Here is a 19,513-nt window from a genome sequence, read left to right as displayed (position 1 = left end):
GCGGCAACCCGACAATGGGTGCCGCCGCTGCCAGACAAGATCGAGGCCGGCCGGCAGTTATTCCCGGCATGCCGGGCAATCTTCCTAAGCCGATGAAACCGATGAGAGATTTTTCGCGACGGCATCCAGAACCCTTCCCGTGAACGCCTTTCCTCGAAAAAAAATCGCGCCGGGACGGAATAAAATGACGGTCAGGGCGATCTATCTTGCGGAAGGCATAAGGGCGATCCGATGCGGTCGGCCGAACCCGGGGAAGACGATGACAGAGGCTGAGATCGCGGATTTCCTTTCATTCGAATGCCAGCGCACGCCATTAGGTGCCGATCGGGCGATTGCCGGTACCGGGCGGATGGCGGCTCGCCTTCTGAAAGCCCTCTCCGCCATGATCGGCATGTCGTTGGCGATGACGCGGCCGCTGCTCGACCCGCAAGCGGCCACGATGAGGACGCCTGCCGCATCGGCCGAAACGATGCAACGCTTCCAGAAGGCCATCCTTCCGCAGCTGGACGACGCCTACAATTTCGCCCGCTTCCTCAGTCGCGATCCCGATGCTGCTGGAGATATCGTCCAGGAAGCCTTCCTGCGCGCCTATCGGAGCTTCGAAGGCTATCGCGGCGGCGATCCGCGCGCCTGGATGTTTTCGATCGTCAGAAATTGCTACCGCGCCTGGCTACTCGACGGCCGCCGGAAGGCGCATTTCGAAGTGCCGATGGCCGAGGACGTCTCGACCGGTGAAGCGGATATCGCGACTTGCCAGATCGCGTCCGACGACGACACGCCGGAAGCGTCCGTGATCCGCAAGAGCGAGTCCGAGCGCGTACGGCGGGTCATCGGCGATCTTTCCGACCCGATGCGGGAGGTGCTGGTGCTGCGGGAACTCGAGAGCCTGTCCTATCGGCAGATCGCCGAAATCATCGACGCGCCGATCGGCACCGTCATGTCCAGGCTCGCGCGGGCACGGGAGGAGTTCGGCAAAGCCTGGCTGGCCCTGGAAAAGAGCGGGGTGGCGCCATGAGCGATGAAAGCCATAGAGCCTGTCCCGAATGGAGCGACATGCTGCACGGTTTCGTCGACGGTGAGCTCGATTCGGTCCATTCGGCGCAATTCGAGGCGCATCTTGCCGGTTGCGCCTCCTGCAGCGCCGCGCTGGCAAGGGTGACTGCCATGCGGAAGGTCATCGGTGGAAACGGGGTCAAATGGCGCGCGCCGGAAGAAGTGCGTTCTCGGGTCCTAAGTAGCCTGTCCCTCGCGACTGCCGCCTCCGTGGATCCGGAGAAGGCGGCTGCGGCCGAAAACGGCATCTGGCCGCGGATCTTCGCGTTCATCCGGCAATGGAGCCTTGTGCCGTCGCTTGCTGCGCTGGCCGCAAGTCTCTTCCTGTTCGTCAATCTGCCGCGTGGGATAGATATCCAAGATCAGATCGTCGCCAGCCATGTCCGCTCGCTGCTTGCCGATCACCTGGCTGATGTGCAGACCTCGGATCGACACACCGTCAAGCCCTGGTTCAACGGCAAGATCGACTTCTCTCCGCCAGTCGTCGATCTCGCGGCCCAGGGGTTTCCCCTGATCGGGGGCAGGGTCGACTACGTTGGCGGACGGGTCGTCGCGGCTCTGATCTATCGGCTCCGCGGACACGTGATTAATCTCTTTATATGGCCGGGTACGTCGACGGCACCGGGCAGCGCGGAACGCGAGGGATACAATATTAGTCGATGGTCGAGCGGCGGACTGGTGTTCTGGGCGATAACCGATGCCAGCGCCGAAGATCTTGCCGCATTCCGCAAGAATTTTATAGCGCAGGCCGGCTTGGCGCCCGAGGAAGAGCGTCCTTGAAACGAAAGCGCCGGCGGGAACAATCCGGCCGGCGCGATAACATGATGCTTCCTTGCAGGTCTCAGGCCGAAAGCTTGGCCAGAACCTCTTCGTCGACTTCGAAATTCGAGTAGACGTTCTGGACATCGTCATCGTCTTCCAGGCTGTCGATCAGCTTCAGCAGCGACTGGGCACGTTCTTCGTCGACGGGCACGTTGTTCTGGGCGCGCCAGACGGCCTTGACGGTTTCGGCTTCGCCGAGCGAGGTCTCGAGGGCCTTGGCGACTTCGCCAAGAGACTCAAAGGCGCAGGTGATGTAGTGGCCTTCTCCGTCGGTCTCGACGTCGTCGGCGCCGGCTTCGATCGCCGCTTCCATCATCTTGTCGGCATCGCCAGCGGACAGCTTGTAGGTGATCTCGCCAACGTGGTCGAAGGAGAAGGATACCGAGCCCGTTTCGCCAAGTGCGCCGCCGGCCTTCGTAAAGATCGAGCGGACGTTGGAGGCAGTGCGGTTGCGGTTGTCGGTCAGGGCTTCGACGATGATCGCCGTGCCGCCCGGGCCGTAACCTTCGTAACGGACTTCATCGTAGTTCTCGGCGTCGGCGCCAGCAGCCTTCTTGATGGCGCGGTCGATGTTATCCTTCGGCATGGACTGCGCCTTGGCGTTCTGGATTGCCAGACGCAGGCGGGCGTTCATCGCAGGGTCGGGCAGACCGGCCTTGGCCGCAACCGTGATTTCACGTGCGAGCTTGGAGAACATTTTCGATCGCACGGCATCCTGACGGCCCTTGCGATGCATGATGTTTTTAAACTGTGAATGGCCAGCCATGGCACCCCTGTTCACGTCGTATTGTTAGGAATGGGCCGCCTTATAAGAGCGAAATTGGCCGCATTCAAGGGAAAACGGCTCTGTCGCGCCGGTCGCCCGTGTATCCGGAATGGCGGAACAAACCCCAGGAAGTTGACGTTTCACCCACGGACCCTCGAAATGGAAGGAAGTGCTATGGCTAGTTTCAACGAGGCGCGAGAACACCCGGCACGCCAGCTCTGGGACCAGGTGAACGACATTCATGCCGGTATGCTCGGCGTGGACGGGGCCGACATGCACATGCAGCCGATGGCGCCGAACGCCGATCCGAAGACCAACACGATCTGGTTCTATACGAAATCCGATGCGGCGATCGTACGTGCGATCAAGCCGGGGACTCGGGCGCATTTCTGCGTGGTCGGCAAGGATCACGACTACCATGCCTGCCTTGCCGGCAAGATCGAGGTGCGGCCCGACCAGTCAAAGGTAGACGAGTATTGGAACTCGCTCGTCGCCGCCTGGTATGACGACGGCAAGAAGGATCCGAAGCTCACGATGCTCGCCATGCATGTCGACGACGCCGAGATCTGGGTTTCGACAGGCAATAAGCTGAAGTTCGGCTGGGAGATCGCCAAGGCCAACCTCGACGATGACAAGATGCCCGATGTCGGCATCAGGCAGCACTTGCAGTTCGCCTGAGGAGAATAGGCCCGGTGCAGTCCGGGTCTTTTACTGCATGCCCTTCGCGACATAGATCAGCGGCTTTTTCGGCAAGGCGCGCAGCGAGACGGAGATCGTGTTCGTCGGCGCGTAGCTGATGTCGAAATCGGGTCCGAACATCGACAGGAAGCTTTGCAGTGGGCGCGGCTGATGCATCGGCAGGATCAGCGAGGCGCGCAGGCGCTTGATGACGCGGCTCATGCTGTCGGAACCCATCGTCAGCCCACCATCCACCGGCACCATCACGACATCCAGCCGGCCGATGTCCGTGTAGTGGGCCTCCGTCAGTTCGTAATGCAGATGGCCGAGATGACCGATGCAGAGACCGGCAACCTCGAAGATGAAGATCGAGTTCCCATCTTCCTGCGGCGCGCCGAAGCCGCCCCTGATATCGGTTGTGACGTTGCGGATGTAGGTGTCTCCGACCACGAGGTTGATCTTGGCCTTTTCGCCCGGGACGTCGCTCCATCCATGCAGTACATATTTGATGGCCGGGTCGGTCACCAGAGTATAGTGCGAGGAATGGGCGCGGTTCATGGTGACGACCATTGGCGCCTGTGGCGGCGAGTACCAGCCGCTGTAATCGGTCGCGATCGTTACGCCGCCTGGCGTTTCAATGAGGAAGGTGGAGTGCCCGATGTAGGTCAGCGCAACCGATTGGTCGGTGGCGCCGGCACCGATGATCGGTGACGGGCCTGTGAAGCTGGCAAAGGTCGCTTGCGGGATCGATTGGGCGATGGCCTGGCACTGGCTGACGTTTCGCTGTTCCTCCTGAGCGGCGGCGGCTTCCGCGGCAACCAGGACCATCAGGCAGGCGATTGCGAAAACAAGAAAACGCGGCTTCATGCCACTTCCTCCAGCGCTCTCACGGATAGGCTCGGGAGGATGCGGCAAGGCGCAGCAGCGGTCCAGTTGAAATCCGGAGTCGCTTCTCACGTTTGCGTCATGGCGGGAAAGGCTCTAGCGCCAGAACTCCGGAATAGTCTCGGCAAGCCGGGGACCGAGACGCAGCGGAGCGATCTTTTCAGCCAGGCCGGTCGCATCGGAGATCTCAACGCCGACACCGCAGATGGTGGCAGGGCCGGTCGCTGCTTCCATGCGGCCCTTCGGCATCTTGGAGATGAACCGGTTCAGCGGCTCCTCCTTATCCATGCCGAGCGAGGAGTCGTAGTCGCCGCACATGCCGGCATCCGACATGTAGGCGGTACCACCGTTCAGGATCTGGTGGTCGGCGGTCGGCACATGTGTGTGGGTGCCGACGACGAAGCTGGCGCGGCCGTCGACGAAATGACCGAAGCACTGCTTCTCGCTTGTCGCTTCGGCATGGAAGTCGAAGATGATCGCATCGGCCTGTTCCTTGAGCGGGCAGGCATCGAGGATCGCTTCTGCAGACTTGAAGGGATCGTCGAGTTCGGGATGCATGAAGACGCGACCCATGACATTTGCGACCAGCACGCGTGCACCGTTGCGGGCGTAGAACAGCCCCGAGCCGCGGCCTGGCGTGCCCTGCGGATAGTTGGCCGGTCGCAGGAACTGGTCGTGACGCCCGGCAAATGCGACCGCTTCCTTCTGATCCCAGACGTGGTTGCCCGTCGTGACGACATCGGCGCCGGCGTTTATCGTCTCGAGGAAGATATCCTCGGTGATGCCAAAACCGCCGGCGGCGTTCTCGCCGTTGACGACGACGAAATCGAGCTTCAGGTCAGAAATGAGGCCGGGGAGGCGGTTCCAGACGGCGGTGCGTCCGGTCTTACCCACCATGTCACCCAGAAAAAGCAGTCGCATTGCTATCCAATCCAAGAGGCAAAAAAGCGCAGCCCGCTTTCCGTCAGAAGGGCGTCCAGGCTGACATCGTGCGGCTCGTCGGGCACATGTGCCACTTCCTGGCAGTCGAATGCAATGCCGATCAGCTTGGGATGCAGGCCTTTTTGCCGCAAACGGTCGATGGCGCGGTCATAATAGCCGGCACCGTAACCGATGCGGTGGCCGCGATTGTCGAAAGCGGAGAGGGGAACCAGCATGATTTCGGGATCGAGCACGGCGGCGTCCGCCGGCGGTCCCGAGGTGCCGAAGCCTGTGGTGACCAAAGGGACACCGCGCACGAGTTCGCGAAACACGATTGTCTGCTTGTCGAGGATGGCGGGCACGCAAAGCCGTGCTCCGCGCGCCTGGAACCGCGCCAGAAGCGGCCGGATGTCGGCCTCCGAGCGGATCGGCAGGAAGCCGGAAACAACGGTGCCGGGATCGAACGCGACGGCCTCGCCGGCATGCTCGGCCATGGCCAGGCTCATCTCGATGCGGGTGGCTTCCGGGATGGCGTCGCGCAGAGCGAGCCGGCCGGCACGCATTTCGGCTTTCAGTTCTTTCGGGGTCATACGGTCCATCGCGCTGTTTTCAGCAGACGATAAAGGTCTTGCTGATCATTTCAACGGGACAATGCGACCTTTGACCACCCACCGGAGCCAACCAGGTCAAATCGTGATGCTGGCCGGTACGGTTGAGGCGTCGGCCTGTGCCTCAAACGCATAGGCGTTCGCGCCTGGTGCCTGCTGACCAGTCCTTGCGCGCAGTTCGCGCATGGCCTTGTCCATCAACTGCCGGACCTCCTGCAGGACGGCCTTGAACTCTTCCATCGTCTTGCGATCCTCGGCGGAGATGCCTACGGACGCCTGCTGTCCGTCTTCGACGATGCTCTTGTAGGCGTTGCGCGCAGCCGTTGCGCCGTCGGGTTCGTCTGCCTCGGTTGCGCTCGTGTCGGTGCTATCCGAAGACGTCGTTGCATCTGCGGCGGATGCGTGAGCTGTGGCGTCTGCCGAGGCTGCTCCGGTATCTTCAGTTGCGACAGAGGCATCGGCTGTGGAAGCAATGTTTGTGGCGCTGGCCGCAACAGCCGAGGCAAATTCCGCAGCAGCGGCGCTGATCTTGTGAGCGAGTTCGGCAGCAAGCCGGGCGACGACCTCCGGCGGGTAGCCGCCGCTCTTCAGCATTTCGAGTTGCTGCTTGGCTTCCTCAAGCTTGCGCGCCGCTCTGGCCTTCGCCGCTTCGGCCGAGGTGGCCATGCTCTCGCGCAGGCTTTCCTGTGCCTTTGCCGCATTCTGCAATATCTTCAGGCGCGCGCTGGTGCTGTCGGCCGATATATTGAGATTGTCGGCGGAATAGGTGTTGCGCAGGATGTTGAGCGCTGATGCGGAACCGACTTGCATACTATCCTCCGGATTGCACTATCCGGTGCAGTCTGCAACTTCAGGCTTGAGTGGGCCTGTGCCACCTATGCAAGCGTAGCGAGCGCATGGATCGTTTCATTGAACAGCGGCATGCCGCCCGGCGACCAACCGAGAGCACGGATCTTCGCCGTGTCCATCGGCGTAAGCTGCGCCTTGTCGGCGGGAAGCGGGAGCCTGTTCACGCAATCGCGCTCCCAGCGAATGTGTTCCAGGATGTCCCAGGTATCCAGCGTGACATCGGAGACGTTGAAGGTCTCGCCGGAGATACGCGCGGCGTCCGCTTCCAGCATGAGCCGTACGGCCTTGCCGACGTCTCTTCCGTGGACCTCGGTTCCGGCGCGTGATGGCAGGTGGCGGCCGGCTAGGTAATCTTCGATCAGTCTGTCCCATTTGTTCGGTCGGAGGTCGCCATAGACGCCGGTCAATCGGAGGCTGGCCGTTGTGAAGACGGGCGCCGCGAGGTGTGCGAGACTGCGCTCGGCATCAAGCTTGACCTGGCCGTAGAGGGTCTCGGGCTTGTCGGGCATGCCCTCTTTCAGTGTGGTTCCCGGTGCGTGCTCGCCGTAGGCGGCGCGGCTGGAAATGAAAACGCAGCGGCGCGTGCCGGCGCGTTTGGCTGCTTCGAAAAGCCGGACGCTGCCGTCGAGGTTGAAGCGCTTGAACGTCTCCGGGTCGTCGCCCTCGCCGCCGCGGTATTTGCCGGGCAGGTGGTGGAAGGCGGCGTGCACGAAGAAATAGGCGTCCTCGAAGGCTTCGATATGATCGTGCGCCGGATCGAGCGAGAGCGGGGCGAACTCGACCGGTCTCGAAAAGAAGCGGGGCAGGGGAGCGTGGCGGCCGCCGATGATCACGGTATAGCCGGCGGCGAGCAGTTCTTCGACGATATAGCGCCCGACGAGACCTGTTCCCCCCGATACCAATACCTTCATGCTGCCTCTTCCGGGTTCGCCATGGTCGATAGATCCGGCAGGTCATCGCCGGCATAGAATGCATGCCAAAGGTCGATCAGCGGCCGCAGTTTATCGACCTTCGGATGATTCGTCTCCCACGGCTTCTCATACTGGTAGTGCAGGACGGAAATGCTGTGCCAATCCCAAAGCTGGGGCATGGTAAACCAGACATATTGGAGCATGTTGAAATAGATCGGCAGGCCGTGCCAATCCGGGAAAAATTCCTGCAGGAAGGTCTGGTCCGTCCGCTTCCAGAACACTCCCGGCTGATCCAGTCGCTCCAGCATGCGTTGGAATGTGTCTTCAGACGGTTGCGCGACGAAGACGCCGGAGTTCAGCCGCTGGAAGTCCTCGAGGGATTCATAGACGTTCGGGGCGGCCGAAAACTCGGGATAGCGGAAGAGCTTGTCGATGTTGTGCAACACGATCGCATCGGCATCGATGAAGACGCAACTGGTGTATTCGGTCAGCTGCCAGAGGCGCAGCTTGCAGAAATTGTCGAGCGGCGAGTGAAACGCCGGCTTGCGTCCTTTCCTGAAGGGAGCCGCGGCGTGCAGATTGGATCGAGCATGACGCTCATTGAACTCGGCTGACAGCGGCAGATGCTCGACCGGCACCAGGCGGCAGTCGAGCTTTAGGAGTGGGTCGAGGCTGGCTTGGTCAACGCCCGCGGTATGGAGGACGACGATGACCGCTGGGGTAGCGGTTCGGCGCAAGGATGTTGCAAGCGCCTTGGCACCCTTGGCGTAATCGTCGTTGGTGACGAGAGTGACATAGGCGTGCTGGGGCTCACTCATGAAACGGACTTCAGCCTCTTGCCTTCCGGATCATGGTTAATCGTGGCGGCAATGTCCTTCGTCCAAGCGGAAACGGCAGGCACGCGCGACCGGTCAACGCGATAGGCAAATTTCTTGGCGACATCGACGATCTCGCTCAGAAGACCTGCCTGGAGGGTGATCGGATCGAGGCCGAGATGGCGAAATTTCTCGTTCTTGACGATGAGTTCGTTTTCCGGTGCTTCCTTGCGCGGGTTCGGTAGCCAGGCAATTTCGGCGCCGCTCATCTTTGCGATCATTTCCGCGAGATCGCGCACGCGATGCGTTTCGGTCATCTGGTTGAAGATTTCGACACGGGCTCCGCGGGCAGGCGGGTTGTTCAAGGCAAGCTCGATGCAGCGTACCGAGTCCTGGATATGGATGAAGGCGCGGGTTTGGCCACCGGTGCCATGGACGGTCAGGGGATAGCCGATCGCCGCCTGGATGAGGAAGCGGTTCAGCACGGTGCCGTAGTCGCCGTCATAGTCGAAGCGATTGACGAGTTGAGGGTGCCGGCGTGTCTGCTCGGTATGCGTTCCCCAAACGATTCCCTGGTGCAGGTGGGTTATGCGCAGGCGGTCGTTCTTGGCGTAGAAATGGAAAAGCAACTGATCCAGGCATTTGGTCATGTGATAGATCGAGCCGGGATTGGACGGATAGAGGATTTCCTGGCAGACGGTCTCGCCGCTCGCCGTCTCGATGCCAACGGGCAGATACCCCTCGGGGATCGCCGCCCCGACCGTCGAATAGCCGTAGACGCCCATCGTGCCGAGGTGGATGAGATGTGCGTCGAGCTGGAGTTCGACAAGCGCATTCAGGAGGTTATGGGTGGCGTTAACGTTGTTGTTGACGGTGTAGTTCTTGTGGCGGTCGCTCTTCATCGAGTAGGGGGCGGCACGCTGCTCGGCAAAGTGAATGACGGCATCCGGACGGTTCTCGGCGAGCCACTTCTTCAGGAGCTCGTAGTCCTTGGCGAGGTCGATCAGGTTGAAATGAATGCGCCGGCCAGTTTCGGCGTGCCAGATGCGCGTGCGCTCCTGGATCGAGTCCATCGGGGTCAGCGACTGGACCCCGAGTTCGGTGTCGATCCACCGCCGCGAAAGATTGTCGAGGATATGGATCTCATGCCCCGCGTCCGAAAGATGCAATGATGTCGGCCAGCCGATGAATCCGTCCCCGCCCATCACTGCAATCTTCATCGCGGTGTCTCCTGCTTGAATGTCTCTGTCAAAAATTACTTAGGAAGCGTGACAATTGTTCAATGCTTGCAAGGCGGAAAGTCTTCCGCCAAAGAGGGCGCGTGGCTTTGGAGAAAATTATGGCGGACAACGGTTTTTCGATTTCGGGTGAACTCACGGAAACGGGTCACCGGCTCCTGCAGCGGGTTTATTACGAGGACACGGATTTTTCCGGCCTCGTCTACCATGCCCGCTACCTGCACTTCCTCGAGCGCGGCCGCACAGATTACCTCCGGTGCCTCGGCGTCGAGCAACGAGAGCTTATCAATGCGGACGAGGAGGGGCTTGTCTTCGTCGTCCATCGCATGGAGATCGACTTCAAGCAGCCGGCACGGATGGATGACATCCTGACGGTGCTGACCCACACCGAAAGAGCAGGCGGCGCCAAGATGGTCCTCAATCAGGAAATCCGGCGCGGCGAAACGCTGCTGATCGCCGCCAAGGTGATCATCGCCGTCATTAACGCCAATGCGAGGCCCCGAAGACTGCCGGAGACACTTGCCGAGAAGTTTCTCGAAGGCAGCAAGCCGCTCCGCGGGCCGTGAGCCGTTGCCGCGCGCAGTGCGATCAACATCCTTTGCGTGCAGCGATTCGCCCGGGTTGATCGCGAACGCTGAAAAGACACGGGATTCCGGCCTTGCATAAACATGAGTTTTGTGTGAAGGAATTCGCGCGCTGGAAGATATGCGCTGTTGTGGTCATCGAGCTAGATCTGACCAAGTAATCCAAGGGATAAATCTTTCGCCGATAGTTTCGCTGTCATGATCCGGCGCTAACGAACTGTTAACCATAATAGTGTCTTACTCGGATTGTCAGAGTTTGTGCGGTGCACGCCTTCCTTTGACCAAATTTGACGGCAAGGAAGGCGGATAGGAGCTTGGAAGCTTGACCAGGGCTTTGGGCGGCGGCCGCCAGACACTTCTTGCGAGATCACTTTGTGCCGCCCGGTCAAGTGCCGGGCGTTTGGATTCGGGGATTTTGGATCAATGGAACAAGTAGGATTGGCAGCAGCAACGGCCGACGTCAGCCTCTGGTCGCTGTTTATGCAGGCAGGTCTCGTCGTCAAGCTGGTCATGCTCGGGCTCATCGCAGCCTCGGTCTGGACCTGGGCGATCGTCATCGACAAGTATCTGGCGTATGGTCGCGCACGGCGCCAGTTCGAGAAGTTCGAGCAGGTGTTCTGGTCGGGCCAGTCGCTGGAAGAGCTCTATCGCACGCTATCGGAGCGCAACAACACCGGCCTTGCCGCGATCTTCGTTGCGGCGATGCGCGAATGGAAGAAGTCGTTTGAGCGCGGTGCGCGCTCCCCGATCGGTCTGCAGATGCGTATCGACCGCGCCATGGACGTTACGCTGGCGCGTGAATCCGAATTTCTCTCCGCCCGTCTCGGCTCGCTGGCAACGATCGGTTCGGCCGGCCCGTTCATCGGCCTCTTCGGTACGGTCGTCGGTATCATGACCTCGTTCCAGGCAATCGCCGGCTCGAAGTCGACGAACCTCGCGGTCGTTGCTCCCGGTATCGCCGAAGCGCTGCTTGCAACCGCAATTGGCCTTGTTGCCGCTATCCCGGCCGTTATCGCCTACAACAAGTTCACTGCCGACGCCGGCAAGCTTTCGGGCCGTATGGAAGGCTTCGCGGATGAATTCTCCGCCATCCTTTCGCGCCAGATCGACGAAAAACTGCAGCCGCGCCAGGCCGCGCAGTAATCGACGGGAACGGAGTCAACGATATGGGTATGGGTGCTCCAAGCGGTGGCGGTAGCGGCGGTGGTCGCGGTGGTCGTCGTCGCGGTGGCCACAGAGGTGGTGCCATCTCCGAAATCAACGTGACGCCGCTCGTCGACGTCATGCTGGTGCTTTTGATCATCTTCATGGTGGCAGCACCGATGATGACGGTCGGCGTGCCCGTCGACTTGCCGGAAACACAGGCCAAGGCGCTGAATTCCGAAACGCAGCCGATCACGATCTCGGTGAAGAACGACGGCCAGGTGTTCCTGCAGGAAACACCGATCCCGGTCGAAGAGATTGCCGCGAAGCTCGAGGCGATCGCAACGACGGGCTACAATGAACGCATCTTCGTTCGCGGCGACGCGACCGCGCCCTATGGCGTGATCGCCGACGTCATGGCTCGCATCCAGGGTGCTGGCTACAAGAACATCGGCCTCGTGACGCAGCAGAAGAAGGACCAATAGCGAACGCTATGAAGGCCAGTATCGTCACATCTGCGGCTCTGCACTGTGCACTGCTTGCCTGGGCGCTGATCTCGATCGGCTCCCCGGAGCAGTTCAAGGTCGAGGATTTCGAGGCGATGCCCGTCGACCTCGTGCCCGTCGAAGAAATGACGCAGATGCAGCAGGGCGACAAGACGGCCAAGCCGAGTGAAAAGCCGGCGCCGAAGCCGACGGCCAAGCCGACCAATGTCGAAAACGCCGAGAACATGGGCGAGAACAAGGTCGACCTCAAGGCGCCGCCGGTCCCGAACGCCAAGCCCAGCAATAACGAGAGCGCTGCTGCCCCTAAGGCCGTCGAAAAGCCTCTTCCTCAGAATGATCCCGTCCCCAACGAGGTGAAGGAGATAATGAAGGAGGAGACGGACGTCGAGCCGAAGCAGGTCGCGTCCATTACGCCGCCGAAGCCGGAAATCACCCCGCCGACGCCGCCAAAGCCAGAGGAAACGCCACAGGAACAGCCGGAGCCACCGAAGCCGGACGCCGAGGCGCTGCCGGACAAGGTTCCGACTCCGGTCGTGAAGCCGCAAGCCAAGCCGCCGGAACAGAAGCCGGCCGAAAAGCCCCCGGAGAAAAAGACCGAGGATCAGGCGAAGGCGGACGAAAAGCCGACGGACAAGAAGAAGGCCGACAAGAAGCAGGAGAAAGCGAAGTCCGCCTCCTCTAAGCAGAGCGACTTCAACGCCGACGATATCGCGGCGCTGCTGAACAAGCAGGACCCGTCGAATGGCGGAGCCAAAAGTTCGACCGAGGTTGCTTCGCTCGGTGCCAAGAAGGCCACCGGTGGCTCCAAGCTCTCGATGAGCGAGATGGATGCGCTGCGTAGTGCGATCGCCGGCAACTGGTCGGTTATCCCGGGGATGGAAGGTGCTAGCGACGTTCGCATCAAGGTCCACATGAAGCTGGACCCTGACGGTAACATCATCGGCTCACCCGAGGTCGAAGCGGTTGGCGGCACCAACGAGGCGACGCGCATGGCGTTGGCAAGCGGTGCCAAGCGTGCCGTGATGAAGTCGTCGCCCTTCACCAATCTCCCGAAAGACAAATATGACGCCTGGGGCGAAGTTATCGTCAACTTCGATCCCAGCGATCTAGCACTTTAAAATGCTGAAAGGCTTGTCCTCCATGACCAAGTGTTCCCTCATTCGCGCCTTGATGGTCGCCGTCGGCATGATAACCACTGCGGTTGTCGCCACGCCGGCCAACGCGCTTGTCGAAATCAACATCAACAAGGGCAATGTCGAGCCACTGCCGATCGCGATCACCGATTTCCTGCAAGGCGACATGGGCGCCCAGGTGTCGCAAGTGGTTGCCGCCGACCTTCAGCGCTCCGGCCTCTTTGCGCCGATCAACAAGAACGCCTTCATCGAGAAGATCTCCAACCCGGATGCCGCTCCGCGCTTCGAAGATTGGAAGGTCATCAATGCGCAGGCCCTCGTTACCGGTCGCGTGACGCAGGAAAGCGACGGGCGCCTGCGCGCCGAGTTCCGCCTTTGGGATACATTTGCCGGCACGCAGATGACGGGCCAGCAGTTCTACACCCAGCCTGAGAACTGGCGTCGCGTTGCCCATATTATCGCCGATGCGATCTACAAGCAGATCACCGGCGAAGAGGGCTACTTCGATACGCGCGTCGTCTTCGTATCCGAGTCCGGCACGAAGCAGGAGCGCAAGCGCCAGCTCGCCATCATGGACCAGGACGGCTACAACGTGCGCATGCTGACGAACGGCAGCGATCTCGTGCTGACGCCGCGCTTCTCGCCGAACCGCCAGGAAGTCACCTACATGTCCTTCGCCAACCAGCAGCCGCGGGTTTACCTGCTGCAACTGGAAACTGGACAGCGCGAAGTGGTCGGCAACTTTCCGGGCATGACCTTCTCGCCGCGCTTCTCGCCTGACGGACAGAAAGTCGTCATGAGCCTTCAGCAGGAAGGCAACGCAAACATCTACACGATGGACCTGCGTTCGCGCACCACGACGCGCCTGACGTCCACTGCTGCGATCGATACCTCGCCGTCCTATTCGCCTGATGGCAACCGCATCGTCTTCGAAAGCGACCGTGGCGGCCACCAGCAGATCTACGTGATGAATGCCGATGGCTCCGGCCAAACCCGTATCTCCTTCGGAGACGGCAACTACTCGACGCCGGTCTGGTCTCCGCGCGGCGATCTGATCGCCTTCACCAAGCAGTCGGGCGGCAAGTTCTCGATCGGCGTCATGAAGCCTGATGGTTCGGGTGAACGCATCCTGACGACGGGCTTCCACAACGAAGGCCCGACCTGGGCGCCGAACGGCCGCGTTATCATGTTCTTCCGCCAGGCAGCTGGTGCCGGCGGTCCGCAGCTCTACTCGATCGATCTGACGGGCTACAACGAGCAGCTCATCAAGACGCCGAACTTCGCTTCGGACCCGGCCTGGTCGCCGCTTCTCGAGTAGGAAAGCCTGTGGATGTGCCTTTTTGTCGCCGCAAAAATCCCTGATTGGGGCGACTGAGGGACAAATCAACCATCTGTTAACCATAATTCTTGAATGCCGATTAACCCAACGAGGTTACAGTCCGGCAACCTTAATCAAGTCGCAAGGAGACCGGCCATGAGCCGAATTCACACCCCGGCAATGAGCCGCATGCAGAATTTCGCCCGTAACCCCGTCATGATCGCGCTTGTCGCCGGTCTTGCCTTGGCCGGTTGCGCCAACAAGAAGAACATGGCGAACAGCGCTGGTGACCTGGGCCTCGGTGCCGGCGCCGCAACGCCCGGTTCTGCACAGGACTTCACCGTCAACGTCGGCGATCGTATCTTCTTCGACACCGACTCCACCTCGATCCGCGCGGACGCTTCCCAGACCCTCGACCGCCAGGCTCAGTGGCTTGCCCGCTATCCGAAGTACGCGATCACCATCGAAGGCCACGCCGACGAACGCGGCACGCGCGAATACAACCTTGCTCTCGGCGCTCGCCGTGCAGCGGCCACCAAGGATTACCTTGCTTCGCGCGGCGTTCCGGCACAGCGCATGAAGACGATCTCCTACGGCAAGGAACGCCCGGTTGCCGTCTGCGACGATATTTCCTGCTGGTCGCAGAACCGCCGGGCCGTTACAGTTCTCGGTGGCGCCGGCATGTAATTGCTGGGAAATATTACAATTTCGAAAGGCGGCTCCAACGCGGGCCGCCTTTTCTTTTTGAACACACTTTGGCCAGTTTCCGTTGCTTTTTGAAAGCAATTGGAAAAATCTCCTGTTCGTGCCAATGGGTGCGAAGAATCACAGGGACAGGACAAACCATATGAAGAAATTTGTCGTTGCGGGCATGCTGTGCCTCGCGGCCGTGGCCGGGGCGGGCCAATCGGCGAATGCGACGTCGCTTTTCGGGTGGCAGATCGGCGGCAAGGCTGCCAATCGGCAACCGCAGGCACCGGTTGTAAACGTGCAGGCGGGCGGCCCTGAGGTTCGCATCCAGCAGCTGGAAGAACAGCTGCGCCAGCTGAACGGCCGCATCGAAGAGATGAGCTTCCAGCTCCTGCAGATGCAGGAAACGATCCGCAAGGCGCAGGAAGACAACGAATTCCGCTTCCAGGAGCTGGAAAAGGGCGGCGGCAGTAGTGCCGGCAGCAGCTCCAAGACGATGAAAAAGAGCGAAGCCGATGTGCCTCCTCCGGCGCAGGGCCGGAGCGGTGGTGACGATGTCGCCCGCGTAATCCAAGCACCGCAGGGAGCCGAAACGGCTCCCTCGACCGACGTTCCGGCAAATGATGGTCTCGGCCAGCCGCCGAAGCAGCTCGGTTCGATGCAGTTCGACCAGAGCGGCAATCCGGTCGGAGGCTCGGTCAACGAGAATGCCACGGTCGGATCCGGCCCGGTTCCTGGCGTCGATTCCGGCCGTTCGTCGCAGACGGCCTCGCTCGGCAGCGAAGCCGACCAGTACAAGGCCGCCTACGGCCACGTGCTTTCCGGGGACTATTCGACGGCCGAGCAGGAGTTCACCCAGTACATCGCTCAATACCCGAGCAGCGCACGCGCGGCGGATGCCAATTTCTGGCTTGGCGAAGCGCTCTACTCGCAGGGCAAGTACAATGAGGCCGCCAAGACGTTCCTCGATGCTCACAAGAAGTATGGCAGCTCCGAAAAGGCGCCGGAAATGCTTCTCAAGCTGGGCATGTCGCTTGCGGCGCTCGACAATACGGAAACCGCATGCGCCACGCTGCGGGAAGTCTCGAAGCGTTACCCCAAGGCTTCGCGTGCCGTGATAACCAAGGTTGCCAGCGAGCAAAAGCGTCTCGCCTGCTAGGGCCTTCCGGTTTTGCGCCCGGATGGCCCCCTTCTACCTGAGACGGCAGCGCGCCGTTTCCTTGACTCGCTGATCGGGCCCTCGCGCATCCTTGTTGCGACTTCGGGCGGAAGCGATTCAACAGGCCTGCTTTTGGCTCTTGTCGAAGCGAGCAAGGCTGTACCCAACTCGAAAATCTCTCTTTGCGCTGTTACAGTGGATCATGCACTGCGGACAGAATCGGCCGAAGAGGCGCGCCAGGTTGCTGCCCTCTGCGGGTCGCTCGATATCCCGCACGTCGTTAAAGTCTGGCAGGGCGAAAAGCCCAAGGCCGGCCTCATGGCGGCTGCGCGCGACGCCCGCTACGCGCTGCTTGCCGAAGCCGCCGAGAACTTCAACGCCGACATCGTTGTAACCGCGCATACGGCAGACGATCAGCGCGAGACGCTCGCCATGCGGTGGGAGCGCTCAGAACAGCCAAGCACCGGCATCGCCGATCTCGTGCTCTTTGATCGCCGTATTTGGGTTGCCCGACCGCTGCTTAGCTGTCGGCGAGAGGCGATCCGCGAATATCTTCGCACAAGACATGTCGGCTGGATCGACGACCCAAGCAATGATGACCCGAACTATGAACGTGTGCGGATGCGATCCCGCCTCGCCGAAGAGGCGGATGCCGTCCCGGATGCGGGCGAGGCCGGTGACTTGCGCACGAGCGTCGCCGCTTCGGCGGCTAGATGGCTGGATCAGCATTTCGTTCTGCATTCTCCCTTGGTCGGCCAGGTACTCCCGGCCGGACTCACCGCGGAGAGGGGCATTCTTGATTATGCCATTGCGCGCCTTGCTGCGGTTTTCGGCGGGCAGGCGTTCCCGCTCGGACGCAAGCAGACGGACGATGTTCTGGCGCTTATCAAAAGCGATCAGCCAAATCGGATGACCGCGGGCAGGGTAGTGTTTGACCTTCGGCGCGACGGGCTTTTTCTCGTTCGTGAAAACCGTGGGATCCTGCCGTTGACGCTTGCGCCGGGCGCGCGCGGCGTCTGGGACAGGCGGTTCCTCGTTGAAAATGCAGCCCCGACGGATATCGGCGTCGTTGCCGGCGGAGCTGAGATGCAGAGCGACCGGCTACCGAGGGGCGTGCTCAGGCAGGCCCGGTCAGCGGCGCCATGCGTCGTCGACGCTGCTGGGTCCGAAGTTCCCTCTCGTGTTGCCGAGAAAGTCAGGATCAGTCCCTATTTCTCGCCGTTCGACCGTTTTTTGACACGATTTGACTTCATCTTTGCCGACAGGCTTGCGGCTGCCTTTGGAACGCGCCCCTATCCAAAACCGCCATTAGGTCTTATTGACGGAAAATCTATCTAACAGTCCAGTTTTCCTTGGCATTCACCCAAGGCAATCCTATGTTAGAGACCAAATAAGACGGTCGCCATGAGGTGGCTGTTCCAGTGCTGGGGAGTTCGATGAACCCTAACTTACGTAATTTCGCCTTGTGGGCAATCATTGCGCTTCTGCTGATTGCCCTGTTCAGCATGTTCCAGACGTCGCCGGCGCAGACCAGCTCCCGCGAGATCCCTTACTCGCAGTTCCTGCGGGAAGTGGATGCGGGCCGCGTCAAGGAAGTCGTCGTCACGGGCAACCGCGTCACCGGCACCTATGTTGAAAACGGCACCACCTTCCAGACCTATACGCCTGTTGTTGACGGCAGCCTGCTCGATCGCCTCCAGCAGAAGAACGTCCTCGTTTCGGCGCGCCCGGAGACCGATGGCTCTTCGGGCTTCCTGAGCTATATCGGTACGCTGTTGCCGATGCTGTTGATACTGGGCGTCTGGCTCTTCTTCATGCGGCAGATGCAGGGGGGCTCACGCGGTGCGATGGGCTTCGGCAAATCCAAGGCCAAGCTTCTGACCGAAGCTCATGGCCGGGTGACCTTCGATGACGTCGCAGGCGTCGACGAGGCCAAGCAAGACCTTGAGGAAATTGTCGAATTCCTGCGTGATCCGCAGAAATTCCAGCGCCTCGGCGGCAAAATTCCGCGTGGCGTTCTGTTGGTTGGCCCTCCGGGCACCGGCAAGACGCTGCTCGCCCGCTCTGTTGCAGGCGAGGCCAATGTGCCGTTCTTCACGATCTCGGGCTCCGACTTCGTCGAAATGTTCGTCGGCGTCGGCGCAAGCCGTGTCCGCGACATGTTCGAACAGGCCAAGAAGAATGCGCCCTGCATCATCTTCATCGACGAAATCGACGCTGTCGGTCGCCATCGCGGCGCCGGTCTCGGCGGCGGTAACGATGAACGTGAGCAGACGCTGAACCAGTTGCTGGTCGAGATGGATGGCTTCGAAGCAAACGAGGGCATCATCCTGATCGCGGCGACGAACCGCCCTGATGTTCTCGATCCCGCACTTCTGCGTCCGGGCCGCTTCGACCGTCAAGTGGTCGTGCCGAACCCCGACATCGTCGGTCGCGAGCGTATCCTGAAGGTTCATGCCCGCAACGTTCCGCTGGCACCGAACGTCGATCTCAAGGTTCTGGCTCGCGGTACGCCCGGCTTCTCCGGCGCGGATCTGATGAACCTCGTTAACGAAGCTGCCTTGATGGCTGCGCGCCGCAACAAGCGCGTCGTGACCATGCAGGAATTCGAGGACGCCAAGGACAAGATCATGATGGGCGCCGAGCGCCGCTCTTCGGCGATGACCGAGGCTGAAAAGAAGCTCACGGCCTATCACGAAGCCGGTCATGCGATCACCGCACTCAATGTGGCGGTCGCCGATCCGCTGCACAAGGCAACCATCATCCCCCGGGGCCGTGCGCTTGGCATGGTCATGCAGCTCCCCGAGGGCGACCGCTACTCGATGAGCTACAAGTGGATGGTCTCGCGCCTCTGCATCATGATGGGCGGCCGCGTTGCTGAGGAACTGACTTTCGGCAAGGAGAACATCACATCGGGTGCATCCTCAGACATCGAGCAAGCCACCAAGCTTGCTCGTGCGATGGTCACCCAATGGGGCTTCTCCGACGAGCTCGGCCAGGTGGCCTACGGCGAGAACCAGCAGGAGGTCTTCCTCGGCCACTCTGTTTCGCAGTCGAAGAACGTCTCCGAGGCCACCGCCCAGAAGATCGACAACGAAGTTCGCCGCCTGATCGACGAGGCCTATACCCAGGCCCGCGATATCCTCACCGACAAGCATGACGAGTTCGTCGCGCTGGCCGAAGGATTGCTCGAATACGAGACGTTGACGGGCGAGGAAATCAAGGCGCTGATTCGCGGCGAAAAGCCTTCGCGCGATCTCGGCGACGACGCGCCGCCCAGCCGCGGCTCGGCCGTTCCGAAGACCGGTAGCCGACCGGTGGCTAAGGGTGACGAGCCTGAAGCCGGCCTAGAGCCGCAGCCGCATTGATTTATCTTGAGAATGCCTGAAAGGCCGGGGTCTAGTCTGGACTCCGGCCTTTCGCGTCGGTAACGC

The 19,513-nt window shown here is 61.0% G+C and carries 20 protein-coding genes; 12 read left to right on the top strand and 8 right to left on the bottom strand.

From position 1 onward, the window contains the following. Nucleotides 1-259 precede the first annotated feature (259 nt). Both IB244_RS26625 and IB244_RS26620 read left to right on the top strand, forming a co-directional pair. Entirely contained in the window at nt 260-1,015 is a 756-nt protein-coding gene (locus tag IB244_RS26625) for a sigma-70 family RNA polymerase sigma factor (protein WP_113472030.1), read from the top strand. Continuing rightward, on the top strand, nt 1,012-1,833 hold the full coding sequence (locus tag IB244_RS26620; protein ID WP_018858837.1) for an anti-sigma factor family protein: 822 nt from the start codon (nt 1,012-1,014) through the stop codon (nt 1,831-1,833). The genes IB244_RS26625 and IB244_RS26620 overlap by 4 nt, the downstream gene beginning before the upstream one ends. Before the next feature lie 61 nt (nt 1,834-1,894). Here the strand turns inward: IB244_RS26620 and IB244_RS26615 are convergent, their stop codons facing one another. Further along, entirely contained in the window at nt 1,895-2,641 is a 747-nt protein-coding gene (locus tag IB244_RS26615) for a YebC/PmpR family DNA-binding transcriptional regulator (RefSeq protein ID WP_018858836.1), read from the bottom strand. Nucleotides 2,642-2,815: 174 nt separating this feature from the next. Between IB244_RS26615 and IB244_RS26610 the strand changes: the two genes are divergently transcribed. Then, a complete protein-coding gene (locus IB244_RS26610) occupies nt 2,816-3,319 on the top strand; it encodes a pyridoxamine 5'-phosphate oxidase family protein (RefSeq protein ID WP_018858835.1) in 504 nt (167 codons plus the stop codon). Between the two features lie 30 nt (nt 3,320-3,349). Here IB244_RS26610 and IB244_RS26605 read toward each other — a convergent pair whose 3' ends face one another. From IB244_RS26605 to IB244_RS26575, 7 genes are all read right to left on the bottom strand, one after another. Next, nucleotides 3,350-4,186, bottom strand: coding sequence for an MBL fold metallo-hydrolase (locus IB244_RS26605; RefSeq protein WP_169682606.1), 837 nt, complete (start codon nt 4,184-4,186; stop codon nt 3,350-3,352). Between the two features lie 114 nt (nt 4,187-4,300). Next, the gene (locus tag IB244_RS26600) at nt 4,301-5,125 is read right to left on the bottom strand and encodes a TIGR00282 family metallophosphoesterase (protein ID WP_016557201.1); all 825 of its coding nucleotides are present in this window, start codon (nt 5,123-5,125) and stop codon (nt 4,301-4,303) included. Nucleotides 5,126-5,127: 2 nt separating this feature from the next. After that, a complete protein-coding gene (locus IB244_RS26595) occupies nt 5,128-5,715 on the bottom strand; it encodes a 5-formyltetrahydrofolate cyclo-ligase (protein ID WP_026372051.1) in 588 nt (195 codons plus the stop codon). A 96-nt stretch (nt 5,716-5,811) separates the two neighbouring features. Further along, nucleotides 5,812-6,543, bottom strand: coding sequence for a hypothetical protein (locus IB244_RS26590; RefSeq protein WP_018859203.1), 732 nt, complete (start codon nt 6,541-6,543; stop codon nt 5,812-5,814). Nucleotides 6,544-6,608: 65 nt separating this feature from the next. Beyond that, nucleotides 6,609-7,493, bottom strand: coding sequence for an NAD-dependent epimerase/dehydratase family protein (locus IB244_RS26585; RefSeq protein ID WP_018859204.1), 885 nt, complete (start codon nt 7,491-7,493; stop codon nt 6,609-6,611). Then, complete coding sequence (locus IB244_RS26580; RefSeq protein WP_169682612.1) at nt 7,490-8,311, bottom strand: glycosyltransferase; 822 nt, start codon at nt 8,309-8,311, stop codon at nt 7,490-7,492. The genes IB244_RS26585 and IB244_RS26580 overlap by 4 nt, the downstream gene beginning before the upstream one ends. Then, on the bottom strand, nt 8,308-9,528 hold the full coding sequence (locus tag IB244_RS26575) for an NAD-dependent epimerase/dehydratase family protein (protein ID WP_192306228.1): 1,221 nt from the start codon (nt 9,526-9,528) through the stop codon (nt 8,308-8,310). The genes IB244_RS26580 and IB244_RS26575 overlap by 4 nt, the downstream gene beginning before the upstream one ends. A 119-nt stretch (nt 9,529-9,647) precedes the next feature. Between IB244_RS26575 and ybgC the strand changes: the two genes are divergently transcribed. From ybgC to ftsH, 9 genes are all read left to right on the top strand, one after another. Then, nucleotides 9,648-10,112: a tol-pal system-associated acyl-CoA thioesterase gene (ybgC, locus tag IB244_RS26570; RefSeq protein WP_112646151.1), complete on the top strand. Its 465-nt coding sequence runs from the start codon at nt 9,648-9,650 to the stop codon at nt 10,110-10,112. Between the two features lie 441 nt (nt 10,113-10,553). Then, a complete protein-coding gene (gene tolQ, locus IB244_RS26565; RefSeq protein ID WP_016557208.1) occupies nt 10,554-11,273 on the top strand; it encodes a protein TolQ in 720 nt (239 codons plus the stop codon). Nucleotides 11,274-11,302: 29 nt separating this feature from the next. Next, the gene (tolR, locus tag IB244_RS26560; protein WP_025660914.1) at nt 11,303-11,758 is read left to right on the top strand and encodes a protein TolR; all 456 of its coding nucleotides are present in this window, start codon (nt 11,303-11,305) and stop codon (nt 11,756-11,758) included. An 8-nt stretch (nt 11,759-11,766) separates the two neighbouring features. Further along, the gene (locus tag IB244_RS26555) at nt 11,767-12,897 is read left to right on the top strand and encodes a cell envelope integrity protein TolA (protein ID WP_018859209.1); all 1,131 of its coding nucleotides are present in this window, start codon (nt 11,767-11,769) and stop codon (nt 12,895-12,897) included. 22 nt (nt 12,898-12,919) lie between these two features. Further along, a complete protein-coding gene (gene tolB, locus IB244_RS26550; protein ID WP_018859210.1) occupies nt 12,920-14,230 on the top strand; it encodes a Tol-Pal system beta propeller repeat protein TolB in 1,311 nt (436 codons plus the stop codon). A 156-nt stretch (nt 14,231-14,386) separates the two neighbouring features. Continuing rightward, entirely contained in the window at nt 14,387-14,917 is a 531-nt protein-coding gene (pal, locus tag IB244_RS26545) for a peptidoglycan-associated lipoprotein Pal (RefSeq protein WP_007802639.1), read from the top strand. 160 nt (nt 14,918-15,077) lie between these two features. After that, entirely contained in the window at nt 15,078-16,079 is a 1,002-nt protein-coding gene (gene ybgF / locus IB244_RS26540) for a tol-pal system protein YbgF (RefSeq protein WP_026372052.1), read from the top strand. Nucleotides 16,080-16,091: 12 nt separating this feature from the next. Continuing rightward, nucleotides 16,092-17,417, top strand: a complete 1,326-nt coding sequence (gene tilS / locus IB244_RS26535) for a tRNA lysidine(34) synthetase TilS (RefSeq protein ID WP_018859213.1) — start codon at nt 16,092-16,094, stop codon at nt 17,415-17,417. A 98-nt stretch (nt 17,418-17,515) separates the two neighbouring features. Beyond that, the gene (ftsH, locus tag IB244_RS26530) at nt 17,516-19,447 is read left to right on the top strand and encodes an ATP-dependent zinc metalloprotease FtsH (protein ID WP_025660918.1); all 1,932 of its coding nucleotides are present in this window, start codon (nt 17,516-17,518) and stop codon (nt 19,445-19,447) included. Nucleotides 19,448-19,513: the final 66 nt, after the last annotated feature.

The organism is Rhizobium sp. RHZ02, assembly GCF_014851575.1.
GTDB classification, from domain to species: Bacteria; Pseudomonadota; Alphaproteobacteria; order Rhizobiales; family Rhizobiaceae; genus Rhizobium; species Rhizobium altiplani.
This window is presented reverse-complemented; position numbering and strand designations above follow the sequence as displayed.